At 73.8% G+C, this 13,437-nt stretch carries 12 protein-coding genes and 1 pseudogene; 9 read left to right on the plus strand and 4 right to left on the minus strand.

Features of this window, described 5'->3' with window-relative positions; translation table 11 throughout:
* Window positions 1–32 precede the first annotated feature (32 nt).
* Window positions 33–1,334: an FG-GAP repeat domain-containing protein gene (locus tag RND61_RS08745; RefSeq protein ID WP_315877240.1), complete on the plus strand. Its 1,302-nt coding sequence runs from the start codon at window positions 33–35 to the stop codon at window positions 1,332–1,334.
* 178 nt (window positions 1,335–1,512) lie between these two features.
* Window positions 1,513–4,098: a bifunctional FO biosynthesis protein CofGH gene (locus RND61_RS08750; protein ID WP_315877241.1), complete on the plus strand. Its 2,586-nt coding sequence runs from the start codon at window positions 1,513–1,515 to the stop codon at window positions 4,096–4,098.
* Between the two features lie 85 nt (window positions 4,099–4,183).
* Here RND61_RS08750 and RND61_RS08755 read toward each other — a convergent pair whose 3' ends face one another.
* The 4 genes from RND61_RS08755 to RND61_RS08770 all read right to left on the minus strand — a co-directional run bounded on the left by RND61_RS08755 (window position 4,184) and on the right by RND61_RS08770 (window position 6,870).
* Window positions 4,184–4,777 carry a sigma-70 family RNA polymerase sigma factor gene (locus RND61_RS08755; RefSeq protein ID WP_315877242.1) on the minus strand — a complete coding sequence of 198 codons (594 nt, stop codon included), beginning with the start codon at window positions 4,775–4,777 and terminating at the stop codon, window positions 4,184–4,186.
* Window positions 4,778–4,934: 157 nt separating this feature from the next.
* Entirely contained in the window at window positions 4,935–5,651 is a 717-nt protein-coding gene (locus RND61_RS08760) for a hypothetical protein (protein WP_315877243.1), read from the minus strand.
* A gap of 152 nt (window positions 5,652–5,803) precedes the next feature.
* Window positions 5,804–6,529 (minus strand): permease prefix domain 1-containing protein, encoded by a 726-nt coding sequence (locus RND61_RS08765; RefSeq protein ID WP_315877244.1) that lies wholly within the window; start codon window positions 6,527–6,529, stop codon window positions 5,804–5,806.
* Window positions 6,526–6,870 (minus strand): PadR family transcriptional regulator, encoded by a 345-nt coding sequence (locus RND61_RS08770; protein WP_315877245.1) that lies wholly within the window; start codon window positions 6,868–6,870, stop codon window positions 6,526–6,528. Before RND61_RS08770 ends, RND61_RS08765 begins: the two co-directional genes overlap by 4 nt.
* A gap of 94 nt (window positions 6,871–6,964) precedes the next feature.
* Here RND61_RS08770 and RND61_RS08775 point away from each other — a divergent pair, with 94 nt between their 5' ends.
* From RND61_RS08775 to RND61_RS08805, 7 genes and pseudogenes are all read left to right on the plus strand, one after another.
* Window positions 6,965–7,507 (plus strand): hypothetical protein, encoded by a 543-nt coding sequence (locus RND61_RS08775; protein WP_315877246.1) that lies wholly within the window; start codon window positions 6,965–6,967, stop codon window positions 7,505–7,507.
* Window positions 7,508–7,512: 5 nt separating this feature from the next.
* Window positions 7,513–7,806 (plus strand): DUF3817 domain-containing protein, encoded by a 294-nt coding sequence (locus RND61_RS08780; RefSeq protein WP_315877260.1) that lies wholly within the window; start codon window positions 7,513–7,515, stop codon window positions 7,804–7,806.
* A gap of 47 nt (window positions 7,807–7,853) precedes the next feature.
* Window positions 7,854–8,474: pseudogene (locus RND61_RS08785) on the plus strand (ABC transporter permease); the annotation flags it as partial.
* A 198-nt stretch (window positions 8,475–8,672) separates the two neighbouring features.
* Window positions 8,673–9,692 carry a ParB/RepB/Spo0J family partition protein gene (locus RND61_RS08790; protein ID WP_315877247.1) on the plus strand — a complete coding sequence of 340 codons (1,020 nt, stop codon included), beginning with the start codon at window positions 8,673–8,675 and terminating at the stop codon, window positions 9,690–9,692.
* A gap of 604 nt (window positions 9,693–10,296) precedes the next feature.
* Window positions 10,297–11,499, plus strand: coding sequence for a cytochrome P450 (locus tag RND61_RS08795; RefSeq protein ID WP_315877248.1), 1,203 nt, complete (start codon window positions 10,297–10,299; stop codon window positions 11,497–11,499).
* Between the two features lie 863 nt (window positions 11,500–12,362).
* Window positions 12,363–12,986, plus strand: a complete 624-nt coding sequence (locus RND61_RS08800) for a dTDP-4-dehydrorhamnose 3,5-epimerase family protein (protein WP_315877249.1) — start codon at window positions 12,363–12,365, stop codon at window positions 12,984–12,986.
* Window positions 12,987–13,011: 25 nt separating this feature from the next.
* The gene (locus RND61_RS08805) at window positions 13,012–13,293 is read left to right on the plus strand and encodes a ferredoxin (RefSeq protein ID WP_315877250.1); all 282 of its coding nucleotides are present in this window, start codon (window positions 13,012–13,014) and stop codon (window positions 13,291–13,293) included.
* Window positions 13,294–13,437 lie beyond the last annotated feature (144 nt).

The raw sequence follows: 13,437 nt of genomic DNA on the forward strand, positions 1-13,437 counted from the left end.
ACGGAACGCCCGTTCCGGGCAGGGGAGAAGACGTGCGCGGACAGGGACGAACCGGTTCGGCGCGGATGCGGTCCGCCGCCGTCGCGGCCACCGCGGCCGCGCTGCTGGCGGCCGGCACCGGCGGGGTCGCCGGCGCCGCGCCGAACGGCGCCACCGCGGCGACGTTCACCCTCGGCATGCCGGACGCGCCGGCGGGCGGCGGGGTCACGCACACCGTGAAGGTGAACGCGTCCGCGAACGGCCGCTTCGAACTGACCATGGAACCGGCGGAGGGGTTCCGCTGGTGGAACCTCGACACCGAGGCGTCCGCCCTCAACCGCGGCCGGCTGACCGGCGGCCCCGGCGTCACCTGCTGGGAGGAGCCCTTCGACAACGGGGAGCAGCGCGCCCTGTGCGACGTGCCCGCCGGCACGAGCACGCTCACGTACTCCGTGCGCCCCGCGGCCGGGATGGAGGCGTGGGGCATCGAGGCCAACGTGTCCTTCCGGCCGGAGGGCTCCACCGCGACGTCGACCGGGCAGGCCGTCTTCCACGTCCTCAGCGACGACCGGGTGGAGATGTCGTACCGCGTCTTCGGCCGCGACAGTGCGGGGCGGCTGTACTCCCACGAGACGCTGCCGCAGGAGTGGGAGCCGCTCGCCCCGGGGATGCGGTGGGACCACGGGTCCGGGTGGGGCGCCTTCGACGCGGTGACCAAGCTGTCCCCGATCGGCGTCGACAACCGGGGCGGCGGCGTCGTAGCCCGCGAGCCGTCCGGGACCCTCTGGTACTACCCGGCGTCGGGCGTGAAGGGGATGCGGAACGTGTTCAAGCCGCGCGTGCGGGTCGGCACCGGATGGTCGGCCCACACGTCGGTGCGCGGTACCGGGGACGTGACCGGCGACGGCCACGCGGACCTCGTCGCCCGTGACAAGGCCGGCGTCCTGTGGCTGTACCGGGGGACCGGCGTCGAGGAGGCGCCCTTCGCGGCGCGCACCCGCGTCGGCTCCGGCTGGCAGGTGTACAACGCCCTGACCGGCGGCGTCGACTCCACCGGCGACGGCATCGCGGACCTGTTCGCCCGTGACACGGCCGGCGCGCTGTGGCTGTACCGGGGCACCGGGAACGCGGCCCGCCCGTACGCGCCCCGGATCAAGGTCGGCAGGTCGGGCTGGAACGCGTACACCGCGATCATCGCCCCCGGCGACGGTTCCCCGGCCGGCCGGGGCGCCCTCCTGGTCCGCGACAAGGCGGGCACCCTGTACTGGTACGACGGCACGGGCGTGGCGACCGCCCCCCTCAAGGCGCGCCGACCGGCGGGCCAGGGGTCCCAGCCGTACAACGCCTGGATGTGACCGACCGTCCCGGCCCGCCGCCCTGGCCAGCCGCTCCGGGGCGGCTGGCCGGGACGGGCCGGACCGCGCCGCGCCGCGAAACCCCCGGTGCGCGCCCGCCGCCGGGGAGCGGGCGGCGGCCCCACTGGTTCCGGACGGCTGGGCGCGCCGCCTCCGGGACCGCTCGTATCCTCGGGGAATGACCTCCACGGGAACCGGACGCCGACCGACCGACAACGCCATGCGCCGCGCCCTGAAGCGGGCCAGGGACGGGGTCGCCCTCGACGTCACCGAGGCCGCCGTCCTGCTCCGGGCGCGCGGCGCCGACCTGGACGACCTGGCCGCGTCGGCCGCCCGGGTGCGCGACGCGGGGCTCGCCGCGGCGGGGCGGCCCGGCGTCATCACGTACTCCAGGAGCGTCTTCGTCCCGCTCACCCGGCTGTGCCGCGACACGTGCCACTACTGCACGTTCGCGACCGCGCCGGGCAAGCTGCGCCGCGCCGGGCACGGGATGTTCATGTCGATGGACGAGGTCCTCGACATCGCCCGCAAGGGCGCCGCGCTCGGCTGCAAGGAAGCGCTGATCACGCTCGGCGACAAGCCGGAGGAGCGCTGGCCCCAGGCGCGGGAGTGGCTGGACGCGCACGGCTACGACGACACCCTCGCGTACGTACGGGCCGTCTCCATCCGGATCCTGGAGGAGACCGGGCTGCTGCCCCACCTCAACCCGGGCGTCCTGTCGTGGACGGACTTCCAGCGGCTCAAGCCCGTCGCGCCGTCCATGGGCATGATGCTGGAGACCACCGCCGAACGGCTGTGGTCCGAGCCCGGCGGCCCCCACTACGGCTCGCCCGACAAGGAGCCGGCGGTGCGGCTGCGGGTCCTCCAGGACGCGGGCCGGTCGTCCGTGCCGTTCACCAGCGGGCTGCTCATCGGGATCGGCGAGACGTACGAGGAGCGCGCCGAGTCGCTGTTCGCGCTGCGCCGGGTGGCCCGCGCGTACCACGGCATCCAGGAGCTGATCATCCAGAACTTCCGCGCCAAGCCGGACACGGCGATGCGCGCCGCGCCCGACGCGGACCTGGACGACCTGGTGGCGACGGTCGCCGTGGCGCGGCACATCCTCGGCCCGTCCGCCTGCCTCCAGGCCCCGCCGAACCTCGTCGACGACGCGTACGGGCGGCTCATCGGCGCGGGCATCGACGACTGGGGCGGGGTCTCGCCGGTCACCATCGACCACGTCAACCCGGAGCGGCCCTGGCCGCAGATCGAGGTGCTCGCGGAGCGGTCCGCCGCCGCCGGGTTCGAGCTGCGCGAACGGCTCTGCGTGTACCCGGAGTTCGTGCTGCGCGGCGAGCCGTGGCTGGACCCGCGGCTGCTGCCGCACGTCACCGCGCTCGCCGACCCGGTGACCGGCCTCGCCCGGCCGGACGCCCGGCCCCAGGGGCTGCCCTGGCAGGAGCCCGACGAGGCGTTCGCCGCGACCGGCCGCACCGACCTGCACCACACCATCGACACCGAGGGCCGCACCCGCGACCGGCGCGACGACTTCGACGCCGTGTACGGCGACTGGGACGCGCTGCGGGAGGCCGCGGCGCCCGGGCTCGTACCGCAGCGCGTCGACGGCGACGTACGGGAGGCGCTCGGCGTCGCGGCGGACGACCCGACGCGGCTGACCGACGCGCAGGCGCTGGCGCTGCTGCACGCCGACGGCCCGGCGCTGGACGCCCTGTGCCGGATCGCGGACGACGTGCGGAAGGCGGCCGTCGGCGACGACGTCACGTACATCGTCACCCGCAACATCAACTTCACGAACGTCTGCTACACCGGCTGCCGCTTCTGCGCCTTCGCCCAGCGGCGCACGGACGCCGACGCGTACACGCTCTCCCTCGACCAGGTCGCGGACCGGGCCGCGCAGGCGTGGGACGTGGGCGCGGTCGAGGTGTGCATGCAGGGCGGCATCCACCCGGACCTGCCGGGCACCGCCTACTTCGACATCGCGCGGGCGGTGAAGGAGCGCGTGCCGGGCATCCACGTGCACGCCTTCTCCCCGATGGAGGTCGTCAACGGCGCGAGCCGGACGGGCATGTCGATCCGCGACTGGCTGACTGCCGCGCGGGAGGCCGGGCTCGACTCGATCCCCGGCACGGCCGCGGAGATCCTCGACGACGAGGTGCGGTGGGTCCTCACCAAGGGCAAGCTGCCCGCCGCCACCTGGATCGAGGTCGTCCGCACGGCGCACGAGCTGGGCATCCGGTCCTCGTCGACGATGATGTACGGGCACGTGGACCAGCCGCGGCACTGGCTCGGCCACCTGCGGACGCTGGCCCGGCTCCAGCAGGAGACCGGCGGGTTCACCGAGTTCGTGACGCTGCCGTTCGTCCACACGAACGCGCCCGTGTACCTGGCGGGGATCGCCCGGCCCGGCCCGACCGTCCGCGACAACCGGGCGGTCACGGCGATGGCGCGGCTGCTGCTCCACCCGCACGTCCCGAACATCCAGACCAGTTGGGTGAAGCTCGGCGCGGACGGCGCGGCCGAGATGCTGCGGTCCGGGGCGAACGACCTGGGCGGCACGCTCATGGAGGAGACGATCTCCCGCATGGCCGGGTCGGGTTACGGCTCGTACAAGTCGGTGCGGGACCTCGTCGCCATCGCGGAGGCGGCGGGCCGCCCGGCGCGCCCGCGGACGACGTTGTACGGCGAGGTGCCCGAGGAGCGGCGGGCGGCGGCCGCGGCGTCGGACGGGCACCTGCCGGAGCTGCTGCCCGTCCTGTCGGAGTAATCCCGTACGGAGTAGTCCCGTACGGAGTGGCCCCGTACGGGGGGAGGGGCGGCCGGGGTTCGTCAGGGGCCCCGGCCGCCCCCGTTCAGGCGGCGGCCTCCGCCGACTTCAGCAGGTGCGTGAGGTTCTGCCGGGCCCGGTTGACCCGGGAGCGCACCGTGCCGATCGGGCAGCCCGCGATCGAGGCGGCCTCCTCGTAGGAGAGGCCCTTGACCTGGGTGAGGATGAACGACTCCCGGCGCGGCCGGTCGAGCGACTCCAGCAGGTCGAGCAGGGCCACGCCCTCGTCGAAGCCGGGCAGCCCCGTCTGCTGGGTGCGTTCGGCGGCGGCCTGCCAGTCGGCCGTGTCGGCGAGGCGGGGGCGGGCGGCGTTCGACCGGTAGCGGTCGACGACGACCCGGCGGGCGATCGACAGCAGCCAGGTCCGGGCGTGGCAGCGCGCCGCGAACCGGGGGAGGCTGCGCAGGGCCCGCAGGTAGGTCTCCTGGGTGAGGTCGTCCGCGCTGTGGGCGTCGCCGCAGGCGCGGGTGATGTACCGCCACACGTGCAGGTGGGTCGCGGAGATGAAGTCCTCCGTCGCCGTGGCGTCGCCGCGGGCGGCGGCCAGGGCCCATTCGGTGATCTGGTCGTCGTCGGGGACGGCGGTGCGGTCGCGTACGCCACTGAGGTGAGTGGGCATGGAAACGTCCTTCGTTGCTGCGCGCCGCGGCCGGACGCGGCGCGTCCGGCCGCGCGTGCCCGCCGCGCGGCAGGGACCGGCGCGGCGGCGCACGTGCGAGGGGGAGGGGTGGGAGACGCTCGCACCGGTCCCCCGCCGGGCCGCCGGGGCGGCCGGGTCAGCAGGGGACCGGGTGCCCCCACGGCGGCCCGCGCCGGGACATGGCGTGCCGCAGCAGCAGGTCGCGCAGCCGGCGCGGGTGTACGGCGACGGGCGCCCCGCGCGGGACGGACAGGGGCCGCGCCGGGGGGAGCCCGGCGAGGACGAGCCGCAGCGGCTCGAAGAAGGCGCAGTGGAGGGAGCGGGCGATCGCGAAGACCGCCGCCTCGCCGCGCCACATCCACAGCCCGCACACGAGGGCGGCCAGGACGTGCGCGAAGAACATGGTCCACGAGCCGTGGGTGATGAGCTGGACCACGTACGCGACGGGCGACTCGGGTCCGGGCGGCGCCGGGGGCACCGTACCGGTGTGGGCCTGCCACACGGCCTGGGCGACGGGGTCGGTGGCGCCGCCCATGCACGCGCTCTGCGGCAGGGCGACGGCCCGGTGGTGCTGGTGGTGCCCGCCGCCCGGAGCGGGCGCGAAGGAGAAGAAGCTGTGCAGGGCCAGTTGGGCGCCGACCGTCGTCGCCGTGATCTGGAGGGCGCCGCGCTCGACGCGCGCCAGCCACCAGGCGGCCGCGGTGGTGACGGCCATGGCGCCGGCGAGGAAGCCGAGGGGTAACGGGCTGCCGGAGGCGAGGGAGTGCCCCAGCGCGGCCGTCAGGACGCACACGGCGGCGAAGACGGCGGCGCGTACCAGCCTCAGGGCGGGCCCGGGGCCCGCGAGTGTCACCAACGCACGTCACCCCGCCTCCGGAGTACTGGGGTCCGGTCTTCCGCGCGGCTCCGAGCGTAAGGGGCGCGGCGGCGGACTGTCCTCGGTTGTCGGCCCTCGGCGGCGCTGCCGGGACCGGCCTGCTTCAACGGATACGCACGGTACGCGGTTCAGTTCACCGGCAGGCGGGCGCACTGCCGGCACGTGCGGGCCGAGGAGGCCACCACGGCGTGCGACGCCGCGGCGAGCGCCCCGGCGGCCACCGCGAGCGGCCAGTTGGTGACCACGACGGAGAGGGTGACCAGGACCAGCGCGGTGATGGCCATGGCGACGCTGGCCGCCGTACTCGTCCAGGCCACCGCGAGGGGCAGCCGGTGCGGCGTGGGCAGCCAGCGGGCGAGCCGCCCCGTCGCGGCGAGCGTCGTCGCGGCGAGGACCGAGGCCACGGCGGCGACGGCGACCAGGTGCACCGTCAGCAGCGAGGTGGCCCGGGGCAGTTGCCAGGTGGCGCTGTCGTGGCTGGCCGTCCAGATCAGCAGCCAGCAGGCGACGGCGAGGGGCACGGTGAGCCCGGCGGCGCGGGCGGTGTGCCGGGCCTGGGCGATGGTCAGCTCGTGCTGGAACGTCGGCGCCAGGTGGTCGGGCGCGCCGAAGTCGCGCACCGCTAACTCCGCGGCCCGCTCGTAGGGGACGCCCGCGCGCGTGTGCGCCGAGACCGCGTCGTCCAGGCCGTCCCGTATCTCCGCGACGAGGCGGGACTTGGCGCGGCTCGGGCCCTGCAAGGAGCCGGAGAGGGCCGCCACGTACGCGTCGATGGGGTCGGAGGGGACGGTGGGACGCCGTTTGCCGGACGCCGCTGCGCCGATGCTCGTCTCCATGCCCGCCCCGGTGCTCATGTGGCCAGTCCCGTCGAGGGGGTCGACGGGTTGAGGACCGAGCCGATCGCCGTGGTGAACTCCCGCCAGGCGGTCCGCTCATGGGCCAGGCTACGCCTGCCGGCCTCGGTCAGCTCATAGCAGCGGCGGCGCCGTTCGCCGACGGAGTCCCAACTGCTCTTGAGCAGGCCGAGCCGCTCCAGGCGCTGGAGCGCCGGATAGATCGTGCCCGTGCGCAGTTCCAGCGCGCCCCCGCTGCGCTGCTGGACGGCCGCGATGATCGCGTAGCCGTGCAGCGGGCCCGGTTCGAGCACGGCCAGGAGGAGTCCGTCCAAGTGGCCGCGCACCGCGTCTGTCCTCATGACCAGGGATTCTACCCAACCGTGATGTAGGCGTGCTATCTATTGGTAGCCAATCTATCGAGGGTCTGCTCCGGTCCCGCTTGGAGGCACTACCGTGACCAAGCTCCTCCTGTCCGTGCACGTGCTCGCCGCCATCCTCGCGGTCGGGTCGATCGCAGTGGCGGCTTCGCTCTTCCCGCGCTTCGCCAAGCTGGCGGTGGCGGAAGGACCAGCGGGAACAGCGGGATCAACGGGAACAGCAGAGTCAGTGGGGTCAGTGGGGCCGGAAGGGGGGGAGGAGAAGGGGAAGGCCGTCGGCATCGCCGCGTTCCTCCACCGCATCTGCCGGGTCTACGCCGTCGCCGGCCTGGTCGTGCCGGTCTTCGGGCTGGCCACGGGCGCGCAGCTCGGCGTCCTGGGCGACGCCTGGCTGATCTCGTCGATGATCCTCACCGCCGTCGCCGCGTTCATGCTCGCCATGGCGATCATCCCCGGCCAGGAGCGCCTGCTGACCATGGCCCGGGAGGGCGGCGCGACCGCCGAGGGGCTGAAGGCCGCGGCGACGCGGCTGGGCATGTTCACCGGGATCTTCAACCTGCTGTGGACGGTCGTCGTCGTCCTGATGATCGTCCGCCCCGGTTCCACGACGGGTGTGTGACCGGGATGAACCTGAAGGTGCTGCGCGCGGCGGCGCTCGTCGAGGCCGTCTCCGTCGTCGTCCTGTTCGTCAACCTGTTCACGGTCCACGCCGAGCCGATCACCTCCCTCGGCGGCCCGGTGCACGGCTCGGCGTACCTGATCACCATCGTGGCGGCGTTCGCGCTGACGGTCGCCGGTTCGGCGGGCACGGCCCGGGCGCTGGCCTTCGTCCCCGGCATCGGCGGGATGCTCGTCCTGCGGTGGCTGCGGCGCCACCCCGAGGCGGTCAAGGCGCGCGCCGGGGAACCGGTGGGGTGACCGGCCGTGGCTGACCGCGCGGGGCCGGGCGCCATACCGGCCGGCCCGGCCGTCGAGGCCGCTCGCCCCGCGCGTACATCCAGTACCTGCTGCCCGGCGTGATGGTGATGTCGGTCGTGATGACCACCGTGTACACGGGCATCGCGATCAACAACGACATCGGCAAGGGGGTCTTCGACCGGTTCCGCACGCTGCCGGTGTGGCGGCCGGCGACGGTCGCCGGCTACCTGCTCGGCGACGTGCTGCGCTACTCGATCGCCTCGGTGGTGATGCTCACCGCCGGCCTGGCCATCGGTTTCCGGCCGGACGGAGGTGCCGCCGGAGTCGTCGCCGGCATCCTCCTCCTCATCGTCTTCGCCTTCTCCTTCTCCTGGATCGGGACGATGTTCGGCCTGCTCGTACGGGATGAGAAGACGGTGATGGGGGCCTCGATGACGGTGATCTTCCCGTTGAATTTCCTCAGCGACATCTTCGTCGACCCCGGCACCATGCCGGGGTGGCTGCGGACCCTGGTCGACCACAACCCCGTCACCCACGTCGCCTCGGCGGTGCGCGGCCTCATGGACGGCCACTGGCCGGGCGCCGAAGTGGTGTGGACACTGGGGTGGTCGGCGGTGCTGGTGGCCGTGTTCGGATCCCTGACCGTCCGGCTCTACCACCGCAAGTGACTCCTCCGCGCGAACCGGCGTCCATGGCCGGTTCACGACCCCCTCCCCCTCCCGTCAACTTCCCTGGTGATCCAAGGGATTCAAGCCTTCCGGGCAGGCGCCGCGCACGCTCCGCGAACTCCTTGCTTTGGCCTGTAGCCGGTTGCTAACGTGCAGGCGTAGCACCATCGATCATGGCGGGGGAACGCGGGGGATTCGATGAGTAGCGCAGACGTCGACGACATACGGCCTTTATCACCCACCCTGAGTGCGGCGGCCCGGTCCGACATCCCGGTCGACACGCTCCTTCCAGCGGATTCGCCGCGCACGAAGGGCCTCGACCAGGAGTACGTCGACTCGCTCGTCGCCCTCGACGGAGAACTGCCGCCCATCGTCGTCCACCACCCCACCGGGCGCGTCGTCGACGGCATGCACCGCCTCGCCGCCGCCCGGGCCCGCGGCGACCGCACCATCAGCGCCTACCTCCTCGACGTGCCGGAGCGCAGCCTCTTCGCCGTCGCCGTGAGCCTCAACATCTCGCACGGCAAACCGCTCACCCACAGCGACCGGCTCGCCGCGGCCGCCCGCATCCTGCGGGAGAACCCGGCGCTCTCCGACCGGTACGTCGCCTCCGTCACCGCCCTGTCGCCGCGCACCGTGTCGCGCGTGCGCCGTTCAACCGCCGAGGTTCCGCACCTGAACACCCGCATCGGCCTGGACGGCAAACGGCGCCCCGCCGACGTGGCCGGCGTCGCCAGCGGCCGGCAGCGAGCGGGCCAGTTGATGCTGGAGCGCCCCGGCGCCAGCCTCCGCGAGATCGCCCGCGCCGCCGGGATCTCCCTGGGCACCGCGCACGACGTGAAGAAACGCCTCCTCCTCGGCCGGAACCCGGTTCCGGAGGGCCGCGCCGGCCAACCGGAGCCACGCGTCCCCGCACCCCGCCGACCACGCCACGAGACCACGTCGCTGCGGGACTCCGGCGAACTGCTGGAACGGCTGCGCAAGGACCCCGCGCTACGGCTCTCCCAGTCCGGCCGCTTCCTGCTCCGGTGCTTCGCCGTCCACGACGTCGACGCCTCCGTCTGGGCGCGGCTCGCCACGACCATCCCGCCGCACTGCGCCGAGGGCGTCAGCAAACTCGCCCGCGAGTGCGCCGACATGTGGCTCCGCTTCGCCGACCGGGTCGACCGGGAGGCCGGGGCCGCCCGGGCCGGGCAGCGCTCCCACACGAGCGCCTGACGGCCGGACCGCCGCCCCGCTCCCGCGCGGACGCCTGGGGGTCGGATCGCTGTCTCGTTCCCGCGTGGGTGTCTGGGGGTCGGATCGCTGTCCCGTTCCCGCGTGGGCGTCCGATGGCCGGACCGTCGTCCCACTCTCACGCGAGCGCTGACGGCCGGACCGCCGCCCCGCTCCCGTCCCGGAAGCCCCGCCCCGCTCCCGTCCCGGAAGCCCCGCGCCGATTTCGCCACCGTGCACGTGCTCGGGGCTTCCGCGTCCCCGCCCCGCAGCCCTCCGCACCGCCACCGACCGGCGGTTTTCACCGTCCGCCCGCCGCGCACGGGGGTCGGGATCAGGACATCGAACACCGTAATTACGAAGGGTCCTTGTGAGAGGATCCGGGACGAGAGGCCGGTTCGGGGCGCGATGGAGCACCCGCCGTCCGAAGGCCGACAGCGTCGCCGCAAGACCTTTTTCGTACTTCTCCTCCCCACCGTCGAACCGCCGGGACTCCTCCGGAGCACCGGGCGTCGGCCTCGTGTGTGTGCCGCCACGGCCTGACCGCCCCGGTTCTCCGCCCTTCCCGATTCCCGGCGCGATGGACGACACGCAGAAGGTGGCAACGATGACCGTCACAGACACCGCCGGGCCGCCGAAGTACCCCTTCGGCCCCGTCGTCAGACTCGACCTGCACCCCCGGTACGCGGAGCTGTGCCGCAACGAACCGGTGTCCCGGGTGACGATGCCGTACGGCGGCGAGGCATGGCTCCTCACCGGGTACCACGAGATCAAGGAGTTCCTGGCCGACCCCCGGTTCAGCTCGTACGCCGCGACGGCGCCCGACACGGCGCGGGTGACGCCCCTGCCGCTGCGCCCCGGCAACCTGCTCAGCATGGACCCGCCGGACCACGGCCGGATCCGCAAGGTCGTCGCCCACGCCTTCCGGCCGCGCATCGTCTCGCAACTCGCCGACCGCATGCGGGACCTCGTCGACTCCGAGCTGGACGCCATGGAGGAGGCGGGCCCGCCCGGCGACCTGGTGCAGCGCCTGGCGATCCCGCTGCCGGTCCGCATGATCGTGGAGCTGTTCGGCGTCCCCTACGAGGAGCGCGCCGAGTTCCGCCGGTACTCCGACGTCTTCGTCGCGACCTCCGCGCACACGAAGGAGGAGATCAACGAAGCCCGCGACGGACTGGAGGAGTTCCTCCGCAAACTCATCGCCAAGCGCCGCTCCAGCCTCTCCGACGACCTCATATCCGTACTGATCGAGGCGCTGGACGCCGGCCAGCTCACCGAGGTCGAAGCCGTGCGGACCGGCATCGGCGTACTCATGGCCGGCCACGAGACCTCGCTCAGCATGATCTCGAACGTCTGCTTCCTGCTGCTCGCGCAGCGCGAGCTGTACGCGCAGCTGTGCGACGACCCGAAGCTGATCGACCCGGCCCTGGAGGAGATGCTGCGGATCATCCCGCTCCGCTCGGTCGGCAGCTTCCCGCGCCGCGCGTCGGAGGACGTCGTGATCGGCGGGGTGACCATCCGCGAGGGCGACACGGTCATCTTCCAGCGAGCCCAGGGAGACCGGGACGAGCGGGTGTTCGAGGACCCCGAGACGATCCGCTTCGACCGGGAGCGCAACCCGCACCTCGGGTTCGGCCACGGCATGCACTACTGCCTCGGCGCGAGCCTCGCGCGCGCCGAACTCCGCGTCGCGCTGGAGGGGTTGATGGCCAGATTCCCCTCCTTGCGCCTCGCCGGTACCGCGGAGGATGTTCCGTGGAAGCCGGGACTCATCGCGCGCGCCCCGGAATCCCTTCTCGTCACCTGGTGAGTTCCCCGGCGCGCGATGACGCGAGTCGCGAGAACCGATCGAGGGAGACCATGGCATCAGGTCGCACCACGTGCGCCGGCGCCGGTGCGGGACCCGCTGGGCCGCTGCCCGGCACGCTCCCGGCCTGCGCCGGAGCCGAAGCCGGAACTGGCTCCGGAGCCGGAGCCGACACGGCGGACCCCGAGGAGCGCGGCGACTTCCCGCGCGGCTTCCGGGGCGACACGGTCCACGACCCCGCCCACCGGCCCGCGGACCGACCGGGCCCCGGAGGAACGTTCCGGAAGCCCACCCGACGGCACGCCGAACACCCCCGGGCCGCCACCGGCGACGGACCGCACACCCCCGCGGACCACGACCGGCCGCCGGGAAGGGCCCCGTACGCCGTGCTCCTCCCGCGGCGGGACTTCCCCGGCCTCCCCCGCGGAGGGGCCGACCGGTCCCCGGCCCCCCGGCCCGTGCACGACCGGATGCCGTACGGCGCCTTCCCGACACCCCACCCGGCGGCCTGCCCAGCGGTTTGCCCGGCGGGGGTCCACCACGCCGGTCCCGGTACGGCGCCGGGCGCGACGGCACACCGCCCGCCACGGACCACACCCGCCTCCACGGGACCCGGCCGACCGACCCACGCCGGGGCGACCACCGACCGCGGCACGGGCCGCACCGCCGAACCGGACGGCAACCACCCGGAGCCGCCGTAACCGGTCCGCGCGGACCCGCCGAACCGGAAGGCCACGGCGGAGGACCGCGCGGAGAGCAACGCCATGCCGACCCCGCACGCCGTCGCCGCCCACCCGGACGAGCCGGCGGCACGCTGACGCGCGGCGGCGCCCGCCGGGCGCCGCGCCGGTGGAAGGACGGAAGTCGTGGAGGTGCGTGAGCTGAGGACCGCGGGAGCTTTCCTGTTCGTTCCGCGGACCCTCCACGACGCGCGCGGATACGTCGCCTCCCCCTACCGGGAGGCCGCCTTCGAAGAGGCGACCGGCGGACCGCTGTTCCCCGTACGGCAGGCGAACCACAGCCGGTCGAAACGGGGAACCGTGCGCGGCGTGCACTTCACGCGGACACCGCCGGGCGTGGCCAAGTACGTGCACTGTTCACGGGGCCGCGCGCTGTACGTCGTCGTCGACGTGCGCGTGGGCTCGCCGACGTTCGGCGCGTGGGAATCCCTCGTACTGGACGCCGAATACCCCAGCGGGGTGTACGTGCCCGCCGGTGTGGGCCACGCGTACGTGGCCCTGGAGGACACCGTCATCACCGACCTCCTGTCCGCGGAACACGCGGAGGGGGACGAGGAGGCGGTCTCGGTACTCGATCCGGATCTCGGCCTGCCGATACCCGACGACTCGGATCTGATCATTTCGGAACGCGACCGGAGGGCGGTGACGATGGCCGAGGCGGAACGAAGGGGAATCCTGCCCGGATACGACGCCGCCCTGTCCGTGGAGCGGTCGCTGCGCGCGGCCGCCCGTGCCGCGACCGCACCGTGACGCGACGTGAGAGGAAGACAGGAAGATGCCCCAGCAGCAGGACAAGACACAGGGCGAGGCGCAGGGCGAGGCACAGGACGGCACCGGCACGTGGCGGATCGAGGTCGACCGGCTGGTGTGCGCCGGCACGGGCCTCTGCCTCGGCACCGCACACGGCCGGATGCGACTGGACGGAGGACGGGCGCGCCCGGTCGAAGACGTGATCACCCCGGACGACGCGGTGAGGGACGCGGCGGAAACCTGCCCCATGGAAGCGATCACGGTACGCGACACGACGACGGGCGAGGTGGTGGCGCCCCTTTTTTAGGCTCGTTCCGCCTCCGGGGCGCGCCGCCCTTTTTTGGGCTCGTTCCGCCTCCGGGGCGCTGTGAGCGGGTGTCGAGGCGGCGAACGTGCTCAGCGCTTCGCGCCGCCCTTTTTTGGGCTCGTTCCGCCTCCGGGGCGCTGTGAG

This window comes from Streptomyces tamarix (assembly GCF_032423885.1).
GTDB lineage: Bacteria > Actinomycetota > Actinomycetes > Streptomycetales > Streptomycetaceae > Streptomyces > Streptomyces tamarix.

What these genes read in the sequence shown, in the direction of transcription:
- RND61_RS08765 (WP_315877244.1), bottom strand. Translation starts at nt 6,529, where the DNA reads ATGAGCACCGGGGCGGGCATGGAGACGAGCATCGGCGCAGCGGCGTCC.
- RND61_RS08780 (WP_315877260.1), top strand. Translation starts at nt 7,513, where the DNA reads ATGAACCTGAAGGTGCTGCGCGCGGCGGCGCTCGTCGAGGCCGTCTCC.
- RND61_RS08755 (WP_315877242.1), bottom strand. Translation starts at nt 4,777, where the DNA reads ATGCCCACTCACCTCAGTGGCGTACGCGACCGCACCGCCGTCCCCGAC.
- RND61_RS08805 (WP_315877250.1), top strand. Translation starts at nt 13,012, where the DNA reads ATGCCCCAGCAGCAGGACAAGACACAGGGCGAGGCGCAGGGCGAGGCA.
- RND61_RS08770 (WP_315877245.1), bottom strand. Translation starts at nt 6,870, where the DNA reads ATGAGGACAGACGCGGTGCGCGGCCACTTGGACGGACTCCTCCTGGCC.
- RND61_RS08790 (WP_315877247.1), top strand. Translation starts at nt 8,673, where the DNA reads ATGAGTAGCGCAGACGTCGACGACATACGGCCTTTATCACCCACCCTG.
- RND61_RS08795 (WP_315877248.1), top strand. Translation starts at nt 10,297, where the DNA reads ATGACCGTCACAGACACCGCCGGGCCGCCGAAGTACCCCTTCGGCCCC.
- RND61_RS08750 (WP_315877241.1), top strand. Translation starts at nt 1,513, where the DNA reads ATGACCTCCACGGGAACCGGACGCCGACCGACCGACAACGCCATGCGC.